Source organism: Mesobacillus sp., assembly GCF_047739415.1.
In the GTDB taxonomy this organism is placed as follows: Bacteria; Bacillota; Bacilli; order Bacillales; family Cytobacillaceae; genus Mesobacillus.
In genome coordinates this window covers 1-17,971 of record NZ_JBIQOE010000233.1, presented here as the reverse complement: position 1 = coordinate 17,971, position 17,971 = coordinate 1, and the positions used below count along the sequence as shown (strand labels likewise).

The 17,971-nt window shown below is 46.2% G+C and carries 15 protein-coding genes; 3 read left to right on the top strand and 12 right to left on the bottom strand.

Annotation, left to right across the window (positions count from 1 at the left end):
- From ACH0QE_RS18430 to ACH0QE_RS18400, 7 genes are all read right to left on the bottom strand, one after another.
- On the bottom strand, nt 1-1,334 hold a 1,334-nt coding region (locus ACH0QE_RS18430; RefSeq protein WP_415801946.1), incomplete at its 3' end, for a cobalamin-dependent protein.
- A complete protein-coding gene (locus ACH0QE_RS18425) occupies nt 1,331-1,984 on the bottom strand; it encodes a TetR/AcrR family transcriptional regulator (RefSeq protein WP_415801945.1) in 654 nt (217 codons plus the stop codon). The genes ACH0QE_RS18425 and ACH0QE_RS18430, both read right to left, overlap by 4 nt.
- Before the next feature lie 18 nt (nt 1,985-2,002).
- On the bottom strand, nt 2,003-3,142 hold the full coding sequence (locus ACH0QE_RS18420; RefSeq protein WP_415801944.1) for an acyl-CoA dehydrogenase: 1,140 nt from the start codon (nt 3,140-3,142) through the stop codon (nt 2,003-2,005).
- 217 nt (nt 3,143-3,359) lie between these two features.
- On the bottom strand, nt 3,360-4,490 hold the full coding sequence (locus tag ACH0QE_RS18415) for an acyl-CoA dehydrogenase (protein WP_415801943.1): 1,131 nt from the start codon (nt 4,488-4,490) through the stop codon (nt 3,360-3,362).
- A gap of 58 nt (nt 4,491-4,548) precedes the next feature.
- Nucleotides 4,549-5,400, bottom strand: a complete 852-nt coding sequence (locus tag ACH0QE_RS18410; RefSeq protein ID WP_415801942.1) for a 3-hydroxybutyryl-CoA dehydrogenase — start codon at nt 5,398-5,400, stop codon at nt 4,549-4,551.
- Between the two features lie 63 nt (nt 5,401-5,463).
- Entirely contained in the window at nt 5,464-6,651 is a 1,188-nt protein-coding gene (locus ACH0QE_RS18405; protein WP_415801941.1) for an acetyl-CoA C-acetyltransferase, read from the bottom strand.
- Nucleotides 6,652-6,936: 285 nt separating this feature from the next.
- Complete coding sequence (locus ACH0QE_RS18400; protein ID WP_415801940.1) at nt 6,937-9,048, bottom strand: heterodisulfide reductase-related iron-sulfur binding cluster; 2,112 nt, start codon at nt 9,046-9,048, stop codon at nt 6,937-6,939.
- Between the two features lie 428 nt (nt 9,049-9,476).
- Here ACH0QE_RS18400 and cls point away from each other — a divergent pair, with 428 nt between their 5' ends.
- Nucleotides 9,477-10,664, top strand: a complete 1,188-nt coding sequence (cls, locus tag ACH0QE_RS18395; protein WP_415801939.1) for a cardiolipin synthase — start codon at nt 9,477-9,479, stop codon at nt 10,662-10,664.
- Nucleotides 10,665-10,699: 35 nt separating this feature from the next.
- Complete coding sequence (uvsE, locus tag ACH0QE_RS18390; protein WP_415801938.1) at nt 10,700-11,659, top strand: UV DNA damage repair endonuclease UvsE; 960 nt, start codon at nt 10,700-10,702, stop codon at nt 11,657-11,659.
- Nucleotides 11,660-11,889: 230 nt separating this feature from the next.
- Here uvsE and argS read toward each other — a convergent pair whose 3' ends face one another.
- Both argS and ACH0QE_RS18380 read right to left on the bottom strand, forming a co-directional pair.
- The gene (gene argS, locus ACH0QE_RS18385; protein WP_415801937.1) at nt 11,890-13,560 is read right to left on the bottom strand and encodes an arginine--tRNA ligase; all 1,671 of its coding nucleotides are present in this window, start codon (nt 13,558-13,560) and stop codon (nt 11,890-11,892) included.
- Nucleotides 13,557-14,000 carry a DUF1934 domain-containing protein gene (locus ACH0QE_RS18380; protein ID WP_415801936.1) on the bottom strand — a complete coding sequence of 148 codons (444 nt, stop codon included), beginning with the start codon at nt 13,998-14,000 and terminating at the stop codon, nt 13,557-13,559. Before ACH0QE_RS18380 ends, argS begins: the two co-directional genes overlap by 4 nt.
- Before the next feature lie 235 nt (nt 14,001-14,235).
- Between ACH0QE_RS18380 and ACH0QE_RS18375 the strand changes: the two genes are divergently transcribed.
- On the top strand, nt 14,236-14,388 hold the full coding sequence (locus ACH0QE_RS18375) for a DUF1540 domain-containing protein (RefSeq protein ID WP_415801935.1): 153 nt from the start codon (nt 14,236-14,238) through the stop codon (nt 14,386-14,388).
- 278 nt (nt 14,389-14,666) lie between these two features.
- On the opposite strand, the gene ACH0QE_RS18370 is transcribed toward ACH0QE_RS18375, so the two are convergent.
- The 3 genes from ACH0QE_RS18370 to speE all read right to left on the bottom strand — a co-directional run bounded on the left by ACH0QE_RS18370 (nt 14,667) and on the right by speE (nt 17,922).
- The gene (locus tag ACH0QE_RS18370; protein ID WP_415801934.1) at nt 14,667-15,986 is read right to left on the bottom strand and encodes a short-chain fatty acid transporter; all 1,320 of its coding nucleotides are present in this window, start codon (nt 15,984-15,986) and stop codon (nt 14,667-14,669) included.
- Between the two features lie 155 nt (nt 15,987-16,141).
- Nucleotides 16,142-17,014 carry an agmatinase gene (speB, locus tag ACH0QE_RS18365; RefSeq protein WP_415801933.1) on the bottom strand — a complete coding sequence of 291 codons (873 nt, stop codon included), beginning with the start codon at nt 17,012-17,014 and terminating at the stop codon, nt 16,142-16,144.
- Between the two features lie 80 nt (nt 17,015-17,094).
- Nucleotides 17,095-17,922 carry a spermidine synthase gene (gene speE / locus ACH0QE_RS18360; RefSeq protein ID WP_167831069.1) on the bottom strand — a complete coding sequence of 276 codons (828 nt, stop codon included), beginning with the start codon at nt 17,920-17,922 and terminating at the stop codon, nt 17,095-17,097.
- Nucleotides 17,923-17,971: the final 49 nt, after the last annotated feature.

Sequence of the window (17,971 nt, the reverse complement as noted above, 5' to 3'; positions counted from 1 at the left end):
TCGGAAATTTCGCGCAGGTAATAACGGCGGTCATTCGGGATGATGACATTCTGTTTTTCCACTACTGCATCAGTAGAGAAAGGTGTCGTCCAATCCGTGCCTGCTTTTTCATTGATTTTATTGACCAATGCTGCAAAAAGTGCATTCGTGCCTGGGTCGTTGAACTGGCTGGCGATCGTGCCGTATACAGGCATCTGATCCAGCTCTTTATCCCAAAGCAGGTGACTGCGCTGATACTGCTTTTGCACCTGGCGCTTAGCATCCTCAGACCCTTTGCGCTCAAATTTATTGATAACAATTAAATCCGCATAATCGATCATGTCAATTTTCTCAAGCTGTGATGGCGCGCCGAATTCGCTCGTCATTACATACATGGAAACATCGCATACATCGGTGATTCCAGCATTGCCCTGTCCGATTCCGCTCGTTTCAACGATGACCAGATCAAAGCCTGCTGCTTTTACAACATCGATCGCATCTTTGATTGCCAGTGATAATTCGGACCTGGATTGTCTTGTCGCAAGGCTGCGCATGTAAACGCGTGAAGAGAAGATCGCGTTCATCCTGATCCGGTCGCCGAGAAGTGCACCGCCAGTTTTCTGTTTAGTAGGGTCGACTGATAAAATCGCTACCCGCTTTTCAGGAATCTCATTGATATATCTTCTGATCAATTCGTCGGTTAATGAGCTTTTTCCCGCTCCTCCTGTCCCAGTGATACCAACAACCGGAACCGATTTTGACATCGTTTTTACTTTTTCCATGAGTGTTTCAACAGCAGCTGCTGTTTCCTTTTCCGAACCGACATGCTGCTCGGCAAGCGTAATCAGCTTGGCAACCGCATTCGGGTCTCCAGCCTCAAGCTTCTCAATCTCCTCGACGCCTTCTGGAGTTACAGTAGGGAAATCACATTCCTTGATCATCTGCTCGATCATGCCATTAAGACCATACTTCCTGCCGTCTTCCGGAGAAAAAATCCTTGCAATCCCGTATTCATGAAGCTCTTTTATTTCCCGAGGAATGATGACACCGCCGCCACCGCCGTAAATGCGGATATGGGAAGCGCCTTTTTCCTTTAAAAGATCATACATATACTTAAAATATTCTACGTGCCCGCCCTGGTAGGATGAGATCGCTATTCCCTGTGCATCCTCTTGGATTGCGGCATTGACGACCTCCTCAACTGAGCGATTGTGTCCAAGGTGAATGACCTCGCCACCCATTGCCTGGATAATCCTGCGCATAATATTGATTGAGGCATCATGGCCGTCAAACAAACTTGAAGCTGTCACAAAGCGAATATGGTTTTTTGGCTTATATGTTTCTTGCATACTCATTTTGTTCCCCCTGTTCCTAATTTCATTTCCGACCCCTTTATCCCCTTGAAAAGCAGTTCGGTTTGCAGTTCAGTATACTCTTCGAGAGTGTACATTTTTTGCAGCGCCCAGCGGCGGAAGCCCCACATCTGCCCCTGGACGAAAATATCATGGGCAATGATTTTGACGTGCTTCTCATCCAGATCAAGCTCGCCATTTTCGACGCAGCGCTGGATGACATCCTCAAACATCCCCACCATTTCAATCTCTTTTTTCAGCACGTAAGGAAGTGCATCCTTTGTCAGCGATTTTACCTCTTGATACATGACGAGCACTTCATCCTGCAGGTCATCCATGACCTTGAAGTAATTCGCAATCCCTACCTTCAGGCTCTCGAGCGTTCCCTGGTTCGTGTCGAGATTTTCCTGAAGGCGGTCGCGAACCTCATCGTAGATGCTGTCACATACAAGATAGAGTACATCTTCCTTCGTGCGGATATATTCATAAAGGGTGCCGATGCTAAAGCCTGAAGCTCGGGCAATCTCTCTGGTCGTCGTGCGGTGGAAGCCCTTCTGCTTGAAAAGGGTAACGGCCCCTTTAATCATCTGGTCGCGCCTTTTTTTCACAAGTCGCTCATCTTTTACCGACGCCTGCACTTCTCGCTTTTTCATCAACATCTACCCGCCTTATTATTTCGTCAGCATCCTGGAGATAACGAGGCGCTGGATTTCCTGTGTTCCTTCATAGATTTGCGTGATTTTCGCGTCGCGCATGAAGCGTTCAACTGGATAATCCTTCGTGTATCCGTAGCCGCCGAATACCTGTACAGCTTCAGTTGTCACTTTCATAGCTGTGTCGCCGGCGAACAGTTTGGACATCGCAGACTCCTTGCCGTACGGAAGACCTTCAGACTCCAGCCATGCCGCCTGGTAGGTTAATAGTCTTGAAGCCTCAACAGATGTAGCCATATCAGCAAGCTTGAAGCCAATTCCCTGGTTTGCAGCGATTGGCTTGCCGAATTGCTGGCGTTCTTTTGCATAATCTACTGCAGCATCAAGTGCACCCTGTGCGATTCCGACAGCCTGTGCAGCGATTCCATTACGGCCGCCATCAAGCGTCATCATTGCAATTTTGAAACCTTCGCCAACTTCACCAAGGATGTTTTCCTTTGGCACGCGGCAATCTTCAAATATGATTTCTGTAGTAGGAGATGAACGGATACCAAGCTTTTTCTCCTTCTTGCCGACAGAGAATCCAGCGAAGTCGCTTTCCACGATGAACGCAGTTGTTCCCTTATGCTTGCTTTCTGGATCAGTCAATGCGAATACAACATAAATATCCGCTACACCGCCGTTTGTGATGAAGATTTTAGAACCATTCAATACATAATGGTCTCCGTCTTCTTTGGCAGTCGTTCTCATCGCACCCGCATCCGAACCGCTACCTGGCTCAGTCAGGCCGTATGCGCCGATGCTTTTGCCTTCAGCCATTGGTCGCAAGTATTTTTGCTTCTGCTCTTCGCTGCCGAACTTATAGATCGGCCAGCCAGCAAGTGATGTGTGCGCGGACAGCATTACGCCAGTGGACGCACAAACACGGGATAATTCTTCAACCGCGATGCAGTAAGCAAGATAGTCGGAGCCAATTCCGCCGTACTCTTCCGGCCATGGAATACCAGTCAAGCCAAGTTCAGCCATCTTGTCGAAAATCTCACGGTCAAAGCGCTCCTCTTCATCACGCTCAGCAGCAGTCGGAGCCACTTCATTCCTTGCAAAATCACGGACCATTTTTCGGATCATTTCATGCTCTTCGGATAATCGAAAATTCATTATTGTTTCCTCCGTTACTGTATATTTGGATTTGGTTATGTTGGTTATTCTTAAGTACGGTTTCGTGTGTTAATACACTTTATTTTTCAGCCCAACTGTCATAATACCGAGGATTTCTTGACAGCTTTTTCTGCTTTCACTGCCTAACCTGTCATAATACCGGGATTTTCTTGACAGCTTTTCTGCTTTCTCTGCCCAATCTGTCATAATTACGGGCTTACAGCTGCTTACTAATAACAATCTTCTGTATCTCGCTCGTGCCTTCGTAAATTTCGGTTACTTTTGCGTCTCGGAAGTAGCGTTCGACTGGGTACTCCTTCGTATAGCCGTAGCCGCCGAATACCTGGATGGCTTCTGTGGCGACTTCTACTGCTGTGCGTGATGTGAAGAGCTTTGCCATGGAGGCTTCAATTCCGCACTTTTGGCCCTCTGAGCGTAGCTGGGCAGCGCGATAGATTAGTAGTTTTGCAGCTTCGACGGATGTTGCCATGTCAGCGAGCTTGAAACCGACGCCTTGCTGGGCAGCGATTGGTTTGCCGAACTGGACTCTTTCTTTTGCGTAGTCAGTCGCCGCTTCCAATGCAGCTTCTGCAATACCGAGAGCCTGTGCGGCAATGCCGATACGTCCGGAGTCAAGATTGCTCATCGCGATTTTGAACCCTTCGCCTTCCTGGCCAAGCAGGTTTTCTTCTGGCACCTTCATGTCTTCGAATGTCAGCTGAACCGTACGTGAGCCGTAGAGTCCCATTTTGTGCTCATCCTTGCCGACGATGAAGCCCGGGGTGTCTTTTTCGACGATAAACGCAGAAACGCCTTTTGGACCTGCTTCGGGATTAGTAGAAGCGAAAACAATATACACATCAGCTTCGCCGCCGTTCGTGATGAACACCTTTGAGCCGTTCAACACATAGTGTCCATCTTTCTTGACCGCTCGTGTTTTCAGGCTAGCAGCATCCGATCCGGCACTTGGTTCTGTCAGGCAGAATGCACCAAGATATTCACCTGCAGCAAGCTTAGGCACATATTTTTTCTTTTGTTTTTCCGTACCAAAATACAAGATCGGGTTCGTTCCGACGGAAGTATGGACAGACAGGATGACGCCAACCGTGGCGCTGACCTTTGAAATTTCATGGATCGCGATGATGTAGGAGATGAAATCCATCTCCGATCCGCCATACTCTTCTGGCACCGGGATTCCCATCAGGCCAAGCTCGCCCATCTTTTTTAAAATCTCCCTCGGGAACTCGCCTTCTTCCATTTTTTCAACAAATGGAGCAATTTCGGTTTGCGTAAAATCCCGCACCATTTTACGCATCATTTCCTGCTCTTCTGTAAATCTCAGATTCATTGTTAACCCTCCCCACGTCCAGACAATCACTTATGTACGGACGGATTCACGAAAATAATTACTCGTAAGTGTAGAAACCACGGCCTGACTTTTTGCCTAACCAGCCTGCTTTTACATATTTCCTTAATAGCGGGCAAGGGCGGTATTTGTCATCGCCAAAGCCTTCGTGAAGTGTTTCCATGATGTAGAGGCAAGTATCAAGGCCGATGAAGTCAGCCAGTGTCAGCGGTCCCATTGGGTGGTTCATGCCTAGCTTCATGACATCGTCAATTGCTTCCTTGGTCGCTACTCCCTCATACAGTGTGTAGATAGCTTCATTGATCATCGGCATCAAAATGCGGTTTGAAACGAAGCCTGGGAAGTCGTTCACTTCGACAGGAACCTTTTCTAATGTTTTTGTGATGTCTTCGATTGTTTGATAGACTTCATCAGCAGTTGCCAGCCCTCGGATGATTTCAACGAGCTTCATTACCGGCACTGGATTCATGAAGTGCATGCCGATTACTTTTTCTGGACGCTTTGTTGCTGCTGCGATTTCAGTGATCGGTAACGATGATGTATTGGAAGCAAGGATTGCGTGTTCAGGTGCAATTTCATCAAGCTGTGCAAAGATTTTCGCCTTGATATCCATGTTTTCAACCGCTGCTTCAATGATAAGGTCTGCATTTTTCGCATCCTGCAGGTCTGAAGAGGAAGTAATTCTTCCGACAATCACATCAAGCTGTTCAGCTGTCATCCGCCCTTTGTCTACCTGGCGGCCGAGGTTTTTCTTGATGCCGGAAAGTCCGCGTTCAACAAATTCTGGCTTCAGGTCGTTCAAAAACACATCGTATCCTGCCTGCGCGCATACCTGAGCGATACCTGAACCCATTTGACCTGCGCCAATTACCATAATCGTTTTTACACTCATTCTTTCTCCTCCTCTAATCAATGGAGGGCAACTTAACTGCCCTCCTGTCTATTGTCAAAATCCTTATTGCTTCGGAACCTCAATCATCACTGCATCTCCCTGGCCTCCGCCCGAGCAGATCGCCGCAATGCCGACCCCGCCGCCGCGGCGCTTCAGTTCATGCATCAAAGTAAGGATGATGCGTGCCCCGCTGGCTCCGATAGGGTGGCCGAGGGCAACCGCACCGCCATTCACATTGACCTTTTCAGGATCCAGGTTCGCAATGCGTCCGCTTGTTAATGCGACTGCAGCAAAAGCTTCGTTAATTTCAAAAAGATCAATCTCCTCAAGTGACTTGCCCGTTTTCTTCAGCAGTTCGTTGATGACGATTCCAGGTGTCTTCGGGAAGTCCTTCGCTTCTGTTGCGATGGCTGCATGCCCAAGAATGACTGCCTGCGGTGTCCTGCCTTCACGCTTGGCGCGCTCTTCGCTCATCAGTACGAGGGCCGCCGCGCCGTCATTGATCCCCGGTGCATTACCGGCAGTAATTGTGCCATCAGAGTTGAAAACCGGGCCTAACTTTGCTAGCTTCTCAACTGATGTATCCTTCCTAGGTGCTTCATCATGCTCGACCAAAATTGGATCGCCCTTCCGTTGTGGCACTTCCACCGGAACGATTTCTTCAGCTAGTTTGCCTGACTCTATCGCTTCAATCGCCTTTTGGTGGCTGCGATATGACCATTCATCCTGTTCCTGGCGGCTGATTTCATATTCTTTCGCTACTTCATTTCCGTATGTGCCCATGTGGACTCCCTTGAAGCTGCAAGTCAATCCATCATGGATCATCAAATCCTTCACCTGGCCGTCGCCCATTCTGAAGCCCCAGCGTGCTTTCGGAAGAATATATGGCGCGTTGCTCATTGACTCCATTCCTCCGGCAACAATCACTTCCTCATCTCCCGCGCGGATAATCTGGTCTCCTAACGTCAAGCTGCGCATGCCTGATGCACAAACCTTATTGATTGTTTCCGTTTTTACTTCCCACGGGATTCCTGCTTCTCTTGCAGCCTGGCGTGAAGGGAGCTGTCCCTGGCCTCCCTGCAATACTGTGCCAAGAATGACCTCACCGATTTCTTCAGGCTTTACTTCTGCACGCGCCATCGCTTCTTTTACCGCAATCCCCCCAAGCTGACTCGCCGTAAATCCGCTCAAAGCTCCGCCAAGTTTGCCAAATGGTGTTCTAGCTCCTGCTAAAATGACTGTCTTTCCCATTGCCATCTCTCCCTTGTAATCTATTAATCTTCATAATGGAATTGCTTCCAGTTGCATGAGTGACTGAACGCTCGCTCGAAACTGGTCCAAAAAAATATGCCTGATGCTTTTTTCATGAGGTTGGATCGTGGTGTCTGACTGAAGTTTAATGTAAGCGCTTTATCAATATATTCATTTTATCTTAAAAATAGTAGAAATTGAAACACTTTGCTAAAAATTCTGTCTTATGTCGAATTTTCACTGTGAGTCAACTTCTACTATTCAAGTTTTAAGTATTAATTTTTATTAAGAAACAAGCGGTTTGATTTCACCGAAAACGGATTTTTCAAGAAGTTCTGCTACGTCTAGTGTATCGACGTTTTCTTCTACTTCCTTCGCTTTTGTTCCATCAGAGAGCATTGTCAGGCAGTATGGGCATCCGGAACTGATGATGGATGGATTCACAGCAAGAGCCTGTTCTGTACGGGAAACATTGATTCTGTGTCCTGTTTCTTCTTCCATCCACATCAAGCCGCCGCCTGCACCACAGCACATTGCTGTATCACGGTTACGTTCCATTTCCTTCAGATCCACACCTGGGATCGCCTTGAGGATATCACGTGGTGCATCATATACTTCGTTATAGCGTCCAAGGTAGCAGGAATCATGGAAAGTGATCGTTTCGTTCACTGCATGCTTCGGAACCAGTTTTCCTTCTTTCACTAATTGTGCAAGAAGCTCGGTGTGGTGGTATACCTCACCTTCGAAACCGAAATCAGGATACTCGTTCTTAAAGATATTGTATGCGTGAGGGTCGATCGTCACGATCTTCTTCACTTCATTTTTCTCGAATTCTTCGATATTCTTTGTCGCAAGCTCCTGGAATAGGAACTCGTTACCAAGGCGGCGTGGTGTATCGCCTGAGTTCTTCTCCTTGTTTCCAAGGATCGCGAACTTGACGCCTGCTTCGTTCAAAAGTTTAGCGAACGAAAGGGCAATCTTCTGGCTGCGGTTGTCAAATGAACCCATCGCGCCAACCCAGAATAAGTATTCGAATTCTTCGTCTGCTTTTTTCATTTCTTTTACCGTAGGAATGACAACATCGTCGCGAAGCTCGCGCCAGTTTTCTTTTTCCTTACGGTTCAAGCCCCATGGGTTGCCCTGGCGCTCGATATTTGTCATCGCGCGCTGTGCGTCAGCGTCCATCTTACCTTCAGTCAAAACTAGATAACGACGGAGATCAATGATTTTGTCAACGTGCTCGTTCATAACCGGACATTGGTCTTCACAGTTACGGCAAGTTGTACAAGCCCAGATTTCTTCTTCTGTGATGACATCGCCGATCATGCTTGGACTGTAAGCAAGCCCTGCAGCAGCTTCATTCGCACCCTGGCCGGCAGCCGCCAAAGCGAGCTGGTTGCCTTTAGTATTTGAAAAAGCAAAAGTCGGCACCCATGGCTGCTTGGAAGTGACTGCTGCGCCGTGAAGCGTCAAATGGTCACGCAGCTTGACGATCAAGTCCATTGGCGACAGCATTTTTCCAGTGCCTGTTGCCGGACACATATTCGTACAGCGTCCGCATTCTACACAAGCATAGAAGTCAATCATCTGCTCATAATTGAAATCAGTGATTTTACCAGCACCGAATGTTTCCTGTGTTTCATCTTCAAAATCAATTTTTGTAATCTTTCCCGGTGAATCAACCCTTGTTAAATAAACATTGGCTGGTCCAGCAATCAAGTGAGCATGCTTGGATTGCGGTACGTATACAAGGAACGCAAGCAGGAACACGAGGTGAATCCACCATGCGATATAGAAAATCGTAATGGCGGCTGCCTCAGGAATTCCGCTGAATGCTGCCGCAATAAGAGATGCAACCGGTTCAGTCCATGTTCCTTCATGGCCTTGCCAGATCATGCTCATTCCGTTTCCGAGCAATACAGAAAGCATCAATCCGCCGATGAATAGAAGAACAAGCCCATTTTTAAAGCCGCGCTTCAGACGGACAAGCTTTTCGACATAACGGCGGTAAAAAGCCCATACGACCGCTACAAGAATTGTGAGCGTAACGAGCTCCTGAAAAAACGTGAAACCTGGATATAAAGGGCCTAATGGCAAATGCGAGCCAGGCTTGATTCCTTTCCAGATAAAATCAATTGCCCCAAACTGGACAAGAAGAAATCCATAGAAAAACATAACGTGGATCGCGCCGCTTTTCTTGTCCTTCAAAAGCCTTTTCTGGCCAAATACATGGACAAGGATTCTTCTCCAGCGATCTTTGATATCATCATCAAACTCTGATTTCTTGCCGAGCTTGATGTACTCGATTCTCGTCTTTACCACGTATACAAACAAGCTGACAGCGTAAGCGGTTACAAGTAGGAACGCGATAAGATTAATCCATAGCAGACCGTTCATAAAAATCATTTACCCCTTTCGATGCTGATTTTGGATGAAAATTTTTAACCAAACAAATTTTCTGAATATACCTTTAACTACATTATATAATGAATGAGCATTCAGTCAACTTATTTCCTTTCATTTCTGAAAATTGTTTACACTTCCTCTTTTACAGGAACTTAACATATATGAAGCAATTTCGGCAAAAATAATATGAAAAGCGGAAGCGCCTTAGTCAGACCCGACAAGCGCTGCCCGCCTAAAACGCCACATCGTGTGGCTGGCGGGTATAGCACATCGTGTGCCTCAGAGGGCCTGACAGTGAAGACGTTCTTTGACTTCATTGGCAGGACCGAAGCGACTCGAGGATCTAGGCGCTGGAGCTGGACACTGATCGAGGTGAACCTGGCGATGCTTTAATTTACTTTTAAGGGAGCCGAATTGCTATGAATTTTGGATGGATTTTGATTGCAATAATAGCAGGACTTATCCTATGGCTCTATGCGGACTTCATGCTTGGCAGGAAAAAGCATCTGGCAAGTGCCAAAACAAATACACTGCCAGTCCGGGAAAGCAACCTTGCCATTTTTGCGGAAGGTCCTAAATTGTTTGATGACCTTTTTTCGGAACTAAAAAATGCAAAGCAGCACATTCATATTTTGTTTTACATCGTCCAGGATGATAAAATCAGCCAGGAATTTCTCACCATTTTAAAAGAAAAGGTTAAAGCCGGGGTCGAGGTGCGCCTCATGGTTGACTGGGTGGGCAGCGGGTTGAAACGCAAAACAATCAAATCGCTGAAGGCTGCCGGAGTGGAATTCGCTTATTCCCAAATGCCCAAATTGCCATTCTTGTTTTATTCATCCCAGGTGCGGAATCACCGGAAGATCACTGTCATTGACGGAGAAACCGCCTATCTCGGCGGCTTCAATATCGGCGAAGAATATAACAATCATGATCCCAAACTGTCTCCTTGGCGCGATTACCATCTGAAAATGACGGGTGAAGGAGTCAGTGATTTGCAGTCTGAGTTCCTTGAGGATTGGCATGCAGCTGCAAAAGTCAATCTGCTTCAAAACATAGGCTACTTCCCTGCTCTTGAAAAAGGAGCAATTCGGCATCAGATAGTTCCTACTGAAGGCATCCTGCTTGAGGAAATGATGTCAGACTTGATCAGCAATGCAAAGTCCTCTATTTTTATCGGGACACCGTACTTCATCCCGAGCAAAAGGGTATTCACTTTAGTGCGGGAGGCGATCAAAAGAGGAATTTCAGTTACGGTTCTTGTTCCGCTCATTTCCGACCACGCCCTTGTTAAAGAAGCATCACATCCTTATTTGAGGACACTGATCAAGGATGGAGCCGAAGTCTACCAGTTTTTAAATGGCTTTTACCATTCCAAGGTCCTGCTCGTGGATGATAAGGTTTGTGACATTGGCACCGCCAATTTTGATAAAAGAAGCATGTTCTTAAATTATGAATTGAACTGCCTTATATATGATGCGAATTTTATAAAAAAAATAAAACGGATTCTGGCAGAAGACATCCTTAACTCAAGGAAGGCTGCATTAGATGACTTCAACCGTGCGGCGCTGAAGGAAAAAGCCGCGAGTACGATATCCTACTTTTTGTAAAAGAATCAGCATCACGGCATTGAAGGAGTGTACCTATGATTATTCGGTTGGGCTATGTATCCACCGCTATCAGCCTGTGGGATGCATCCCCCTCAAAGGCACTTACATTTGCTCGTTACGGTCAGCTGCCAAAGGAAGCACGTCACGAAAAGCTGCTTTCCGTAACCTACCAGAACCTGGTGAATACAGAAAGAATGATTCATTACAATATCGCCCATGATATTCCCTTGTATCGTTTCTCAAGCTCGATCGCGCCGCTTGCCACCCACCCGGAGGTAATGTGGGATTATGTCACGCCGTTCCGCGACAAGTGGCTTGAGATTGGCGCTTTGGTAAAAAAACATGGGATTCGTACAAGTTTTCATCCGAACCAATTCACCCTGTTCACTTCCCCGAGGAATGAGGTGACGGCCAATGCAATCATCGATATGGAATATCATTATGGAATGCTAGAGGCGATGGGATTGGAAGACAATGCGCTGATCAACATCCATATCGGCGGAGCTTATGGAAACAAGGAAGAAACGATATTGCGCTTCCATGAAAACTTCGCCAGGCTCCCAGAGCATATCAAAAAAATCACCACGCTTGAAAATGATGATAAAACTTACAATGCAGAAGAAACTCTGGCAGCATGCCTGAAAGAGGACGTGCCATACATGTTCGATTATCATCACCACATGGCGAATCTTTGTGAAGGCACATTGGAAAAATTGCTTCCCTCCGGCTTTGCCACTTGGGAACGGACTGGTTTGAAGCCTAAGATCCATATCTCCTCCCCAAAATCTGAAAAAGCATATCGATCACACGCGGATTACGTTGACTCAGAATTCATCCTGCCATTGATTGATATCCTGCGCGGCATCGGCCAGGATGTCGATTTCATGATCGAAGCGAAGGAGAAGGACAAAGCAGCGCTCAAGCTGGTCGAGGATTTGGCCAAAATCCGCGGAGTCAAGCGGATTGGCGGAGCTGTTTTGGAATGGAAAACATGATTAGCATGCTTTTTTGTGAGAAAAAAATTGAGTTTGTAGCGGGGAACTCATTTTTATAGCGAAAATCTCGATTTTATAGCGGAAAGATCTTTTTTATAGCGGAAATTTGAATATTATAGCGAAATTAAACTTTTTATAGCGACTTTTTAATTTTTATAGCGAATTGGAAATTTCTAATGTTTTTTTCCAATTAAAAGAGACCCAACCAACTTCGGCTGGGTCTCAATAATTTACATCTTCTCCGGAGCAGATACCCCAATTATTTCAAGTGCATTCTTCAATGTGATCTGCGCTGTCTTGATCAGCGACAGGCGTGCCACTGTTCTTTCCTTATTGTCCAAATCCAATACTTTTTCAGCGTTGTAGAAGCTGTGGAATACGGATGCCAGTTCGAAAATGTAATTAGAGATACGATGCGGCATACGCTTCTGTGCTGCTTCGGAAACAGCCAGCGGGAATTCGCCAAGCTTTTTCAGCAGGTCGATTTCTTTTTCAGACTGGATGTGCTTGAAGTCTGCTTCGATGTCAAAAATCAATCCTTGTTCCGCAGCAGAACGCAGGATGCTGTTAATGCGGGCATGTGCATACTGTGCGTAGAATACTGGATTTTCGTTGGACTGGGATACTGCCAAATCAAGGTCGAAGTCCATGTGAGTGTCCGCGCTTCTCATCGCAAAGAAGTAACGAACTGCATCAAGGCCAACTTCATCAATCAGGTCACGCATTGTGACAGCCTTTCCGGTACGTTTGCTCATCTTCATCTTCTCGCCGTTCTTATACAGGTGGACGAGCTGGATGATTTCGACTTCTAGCGCCTCACGTTCGTAGCCAAGCGCCTCGATTGCTGCCTTCATACGAGGGATATAACCGTGGTGGTCCGCTCCCCAGATGTTGATCAGCTTTTCAAAGCCGCGTTCAAGCTTGTCTTTATGGTAGGCAATGTCCGGCAGCAAATACGTATATGAGCCATCCTGCTTGATCAGTACGCGATCCTTGTCATCGCCAAGCTCAGACGAACGGAACCATGTCGCGCCATCCTCTTCATAGATATGGCCATTCGAACGCAATGCATCAAGTGCCACATCGATTTTGCCATTTTGATATAGAGAAGTTTCAGAATACCAAACATCGAACTTAACACGGAAGTTCTCGAGGTCCTGCTTCAGCTTTTCCATCTCATATTTCAAGCCGTACTCACGGAAAGCATCGAAGCGCTCCTGGTCGGATACATTTACATACTTATCGCCGAACTCTTCAGCAAGGGTTTTCCCTATCCCTATGATATCAGCACCATGGTAGCCGTCCTCAGGCATCGGCTTGTCCAGGCCAAGCGCCTGGAAGTAACGTGCCTCAACAGAAAGAGCCAAATTGTTAATCTGGTTCCCAGCGTCGTTAATGTAATATTCACGAGATACATCGTATCCAGCCTTAGAAAGCACATTGCACAGCGAATCGCCGACAGCCGCGCCGCGCGCATGGCCCAGGTGAAGGTCGCCAGTAGGGTTTGCAGAAACGAACTCGACCTGGATCTTCTGCCCATTTCCTACTTTTGATTCGCCATAATTGTCGCCTGCTTCAAGGATTGCCGTAATTAAGTCCGTCAGATAGCTGTTATCCATGTAAAAATTGATGAAGCCAGGTCCTGCGATTTCAATTTTCTCGATGGATGCCTTGCTTTTATCAAAATTCTCGATCAGCTGCTCCGCAATCTGGCGAGGTGCCTTCTTAGCAACGCGCGCAAGCTGCATCGCCATATTCGTAGAGTAATCCCCATGCGCTTTTTCCTTAGGCGTCTCTAAAACAACGGCCGGAATTTGCGCTTCCTCAGCTAGACCAGCTTTGAGGATCGCCTGCTTGATTTCTTCCTTCAGCTTCAATTGAACCTGTTCAACTATATTCATTTGCCTTCCTCCTTATAATTGATCGTCAAATGGTATGTACCTGCAGTCGCGCCCTGTATTGCCATATCATACAGCAAGTCCACATGGCCCTCCTGCTTTGTCTCGTTAAAATCAGTATCGAGCCGCTTCGTGAGCGCAGAAGTCTCGAGCAGCCCATATTGGGTCTGATAATTCCCCGGAGTTTTTTTATTCATTAGAAAAAGAAGCCTCATCTTGATCGCACCGCTGCGCAAAATCAGCACTTCATCACCCGATATTTTTACCGTCGTATGGACATCTCCTTCCTCCATCACTTCATCATACTGGAGGTACGAGCTGTTCGCTTTTTTATAGTATCGGCCAAAAGTGGTCAATTCAAAAGTTTCCTTCTCTTTACCACTGTAAATCGCCGTTTTTACCGTCACTTTGACAGGAATCTGATCAGCGGGTTTACTAGACACCGTTAACACGCCCTTTTCTTGTCCACCTTCAGCGCTTGTCGATTTTGACAAAGTCGCCTGTGCTTTTCTATCTTCATTATAACTTTATAAGTATAAATATTCTCCTTTGAAAGTGCAAGGAGCGCAAAGGTTATTGACATATGAATCATTAGGGAAATTTAGGTATATACATATAGGGTTAGTCCTCCTCCAAACCGGGTATTGATTATCAAAACCTTTTAAGGAGGTGGCATACATGAAAATCGAAGTAAAATGCGAAGTAGAAAACTGCAAATATTGGGCTGAAGGCGATGAATGTGTTGCCGATTCCATCCTTGTCGTAGCGAATACCGGAAAACAGGCACTAAATGAACGTGAAACAATTTGTGATACATTTGAAAAGATGTAAGTGAGGGAAACTGGATAGCGATTTGCTATCCAGTTTTTATTTTCCGACTAGAATTCTGCGGTTTACTCAAGATTTTTCTCATGGTAGCTTGTTTTTTTCGCAAATATAAGACTTTTTCGCAAATCATCTTGTTTTATTCGCAAAAATTAAGATTTATTCGCAAAGTTGCTTGTTTTATTCGCAAAAAACAGCATTTATTCGCAAACTGGAAATTAACCACGGTTTTTTCCAATTTTAAAAGGAGAAGCAATCTGCTCCTCCTCCTAAAATACCCCTGATTAGAAAAACAGCATCCCAACTGAAATAACGATACCTGAAACAATCAATGTCAACACACAGTATCCCATGATGTCTTTTGCCTTGAGTCCGGCAATCGCCAGTGCAGGCAATGCCCAGAATGGCTGGATCAGGTTGGTCCACGCGTCGCCCCAGGCAACGGCCATCGCGGTTTTTGGGATGGATACTCCAAGGGTCTGGGCTGCTTCCAGCATGACTGGCGCCTGGACCGCCCACTGCCCTCCGCCCGATGGAACGAAGAAGTTGACCAAACCCGCACTCAGGAAGGCGAAGAATGGGAATGTGAATTCATTCGAGATGGATACGAACCCTTCTGACATGACTGCAGCCAGGCCAGACGCTGTCATCATCCCCATGATCCCCGCATAAAAAGGGAATTGGATGATGATTCCGCTTGCTCCTTTTACCGCGTTCACGACTGCCTCAAGGAAACGCTTTGGTGTGCCATGGAACAGGATGCCGAGGAACAAGAATAGGAAGTTGACGATATCAAGATTCAACTTAAATCCGTTTGTAGCAAAATAGTAAAATAAGAACACAAGTCCAAAAATACCAGTCAGCAATGAAACGATCCGGCTGTTCTCAAGCTTTTCTGCAGGTGTCATTGCTCCCTGCTCGATTGCTGCTGCCTGTACGTCATTTTCCAGCAATACTGGGTCGACCGCCACTGTTTGATCCTTCGACGGCATCATCAAGCGATTAACAATTGGCAATACGAGAAGCAAGATTAAGATAATGAAAAGGTTGAAGCCGGCAAAAATCGTCTGATCTGTAGAGATAATGCCAATCAAATCCTGCGAGAAGTGGCCTTTCGTCGCGATTGTCAGTGGAATTGAACCGGAAATACCGCCATGCCAAACGATGAATCCAGCGTAAGCGCTTGCAATTAACAGCCTGTAATCCACATTTTTAACCTTTTTCGCCAGCTCCTTCGCAAACAGAGCTCCAATAACCAATCCGAATCCCCAATTAATCAAGCTGGCTATCATGGATACGACTGTGACAATGATAATAGCCTGGCCAGGAGATTTCGCAAGCGAAGCAAGCCCTCCCAGACCCTTTTTAAATACATTGCTGCTCGCAAGCACATGACCTGTAACCAGGACAAGCACCATCTGCATCGAGAACGTCAGCAATCCCCAGAATCCTCCGCCCCAATGCTGGACCATTTGGTACGGACCGCTGTCGGTAAAAATAAGGCCTAATCCAAATACAACAAAAGTTAAGATGATGACAAATAGAAACGGATCAGGCAAATACCGCTGCATAATGCGGTTGAAAAAAGAAACCAACATTTTCATCCTTTTTACCTCCTTCTTAGTAGTTACTTACATCATCTTTATATTTTCTATATTATTCAGAATATTCCTTCCTATGAAAGTAACTATTAGTAACAGGTCACTGTTTTTTACATAAAAAAACGCCCCCTTTAGAAAAAGGGAGCGTCTACTCATTTTTATTTTACAAACCCAAGCAGCATTTCACGGATGATTTTGCTTGCTGTGTTGGCTGTCATTTCGGATGTATCATAAATTGGCGCCACTTCTACAAGATCTGCTCCAACCACGTTCACCCCAGAGTTTGCGATTGCATGGATCGATGCAAGCAGCTCCTTGGAAGTGATTCCGCCAGCGTCGACTGTTCCTGTTCCAGGTGCATGTGCAGGATCCAGGACGTCAATGTCGATTGTGACATATACCGGACGGCCAGCAAGCTTAGGCAATACTTCCTTTAATGGTTCAAGGACTTCAAACTTGGAAATATGCATGCCCACTTCCTTAGCCCACTCGAATTCTTCTTTCATTCCAGAACGGATTCCGAATGAGTAGACATTTTTCGGGCCAATGTGCTCAGCAATCTTGCGGATTGGCGTTGAGTGCGATAATGGCTCGCCTTCATAGTGTTCACGAAGGTCTGTGTGTGCGTCAAAGTGCATGATGGCAAGGTCTTCATATTTTTTCGCGACTGCCTTCATAACTGGCCATGATACCAGGTGCTCGCCGCCCATTCCAAGCGGGAATTTCTCCTCAGCCAAAAGCTTGTCCACGTATTCCTCGATTAAATCAAGGCTTTTCTGGGCATTGCCGAATGGGAGCGGGATATCTCCTGCATCGAAATAGTTAAGATCAGCCATCTCGCGATCAAGATAAGGGCTATACTCTTCAAGGCCGATGGATACCTCGCGGATACGAGTCGGGCCGAAGCGTGAACCGGGACGGTAGCTGACAGTCCAGTCCATTGGCATACCGTAAAGGACTGCCTTGCTTTCTTCAAAATTAGAATGGCTGCCGATAAACACATTGCCTGAATATGCTTCATCAAAACGCATTCCAAACACCTCTTTCAACATTAATTTTTCACAATAAAACGGCCCCCGGATTTGCCGGGAAGCCAAATTAAATTTCCTAATTATTTTACAAGGTCGCCAACGAATTTAGGCAAAACGAAAGCTGCTTTGTGAAGTTCTTTCGTGTAGTACTTTGTTTCGATGTCATGGAAGCGGTCTTCGCTCACTTCTAGTGGATCGTGCTTCTTTGATCCAAGTGTGAATGCCCACATTCCGCTCGGGTATGTTGGGATGTTCGCAATGTAAAGGCGTGTGATCGGGAAGATTTCCTTTACATCCTTCTGTACATTGCGGATGAGGTCAGCCTTGAACCAAGGGTTGTCAGACTGTGCAACGAAAATTCCGTCTTCCTTCAATGCTTTTGAAATTCCAGCGTAGAAGCCTTTTGTGAAAAGGTTTACTGCCGGTCCTACTGGTTCAGTAGAGTCAACCATGATCACATCATACTGGTTTTCGCTTTCCGCGATATGCATGAAGCCGTCGCCAACCTGGACATCAACGCGTGGGTCATCAAGCTTGCCTGCGATTTCAGGCAGGTATTTCTTAGAGTACTCGATTACCTTTCCATCGATATCAACAAGAGTAGCTTTTTTCACGCTAGGGTGCTTAAGCACTTCACGGATCACGCCTCCATCTCCGCCTCCAACAACTAGTACATGCTCAGGATTTGGGTGAGTGAACAACGGAATATGTGCAACCATCTCGTGGTAAACAAACTCATCTTTAACAGAAGTCATGACCATGTCATCAAGAAGAAGCATATTGCCCCACTCTTCTGTCTCAACCATATCAAGCTTCTGGAATTCTGTCTGTTCTGTATGTAACGTCTTGTTCACTTTCATTGTGATACCAAAGTTCTCTGTCTGCTTTTCTGTAAACCAAAGACCCATTTTTCTTCCTTCCTTTCGGCAAAAAAATTTCCGTTATGATGCGGCGAAT

What these genes read in the sequence shown, in the direction of transcription:
- ACH0QE_RS18425 (WP_415801945.1), bottom strand. Translation starts at nt 1,984, where the DNA reads ATGAAAAAGCGAGAAGTGCAGGCGTCGGTAAAAGATGAGCGACTTGTG.
- ACH0QE_RS18420 (WP_415801944.1), bottom strand. Translation starts at nt 3,142, where the DNA reads ATGAATTTTCGATTATCCGAAGAGCATGAAATGATCCGAAAAATGGTC.
- ACH0QE_RS18415 (WP_415801943.1), bottom strand. Translation starts at nt 4,490, where the DNA reads ATGAATCTGAGATTTACAGAAGAGCAGGAAATGATGCGTAAAATGGTG.
- ACH0QE_RS18410 (WP_415801942.1), bottom strand. Translation starts at nt 5,400, where the DNA reads ATGAGTGTAAAAACGATTATGGTAATTGGCGCAGGTCAAATGGGTTCA.
- ACH0QE_RS18405 (WP_415801941.1), bottom strand. Translation starts at nt 6,651, where the DNA reads ATGGGAAAGACAGTCATTTTAGCAGGAGCTAGAACACCATTTGGCAAA.
- ACH0QE_RS18400 (WP_415801940.1), bottom strand. Translation starts at nt 9,048, where the DNA reads ATGAACGGTCTGCTATGGATTAATCTTATCGCGTTCCTACTTGTAACC.
- cls (WP_415801939.1), top strand. Translation starts at nt 9,477, where the DNA reads ATGAATTTTGGATGGATTTTGATTGCAATAATAGCAGGACTTATCCTA.
- uvsE (WP_415801938.1), top strand. Translation starts at nt 10,700, where the DNA reads ATGATTATTCGGTTGGGCTATGTATCCACCGCTATCAGCCTGTGGGAT.
- argS (WP_415801937.1), bottom strand. Translation starts at nt 13,560, where the DNA reads ATGAATATAGTTGAACAGGTTCAATTGAAGCTGAAGGAAGAAATCAAG.
- ACH0QE_RS18375 (WP_415801935.1), top strand. Translation starts at nt 14,236, where the DNA reads ATGAAAATCGAAGTAAAATGCGAAGTAGAAAACTGCAAATATTGGGCT.
- ACH0QE_RS18370 (WP_415801934.1), bottom strand. Translation starts at nt 15,986, where the DNA reads ATGAAAATGTTGGTTTCTTTTTTCAACCGCATTATGCAGCGGTATTTG.
- speB (WP_415801933.1), bottom strand. Translation starts at nt 17,014, where the DNA reads ATGCGTTTTGATGAAGCATATTCAGGCAATGTGTTTATCGGCAGCCAT.
- speE (WP_167831069.1), bottom strand. Translation starts at nt 17,922, where the DNA reads ATGGGTCTTTGGTTTACAGAAAAGCAGACAGAGAACTTTGGTATCACA.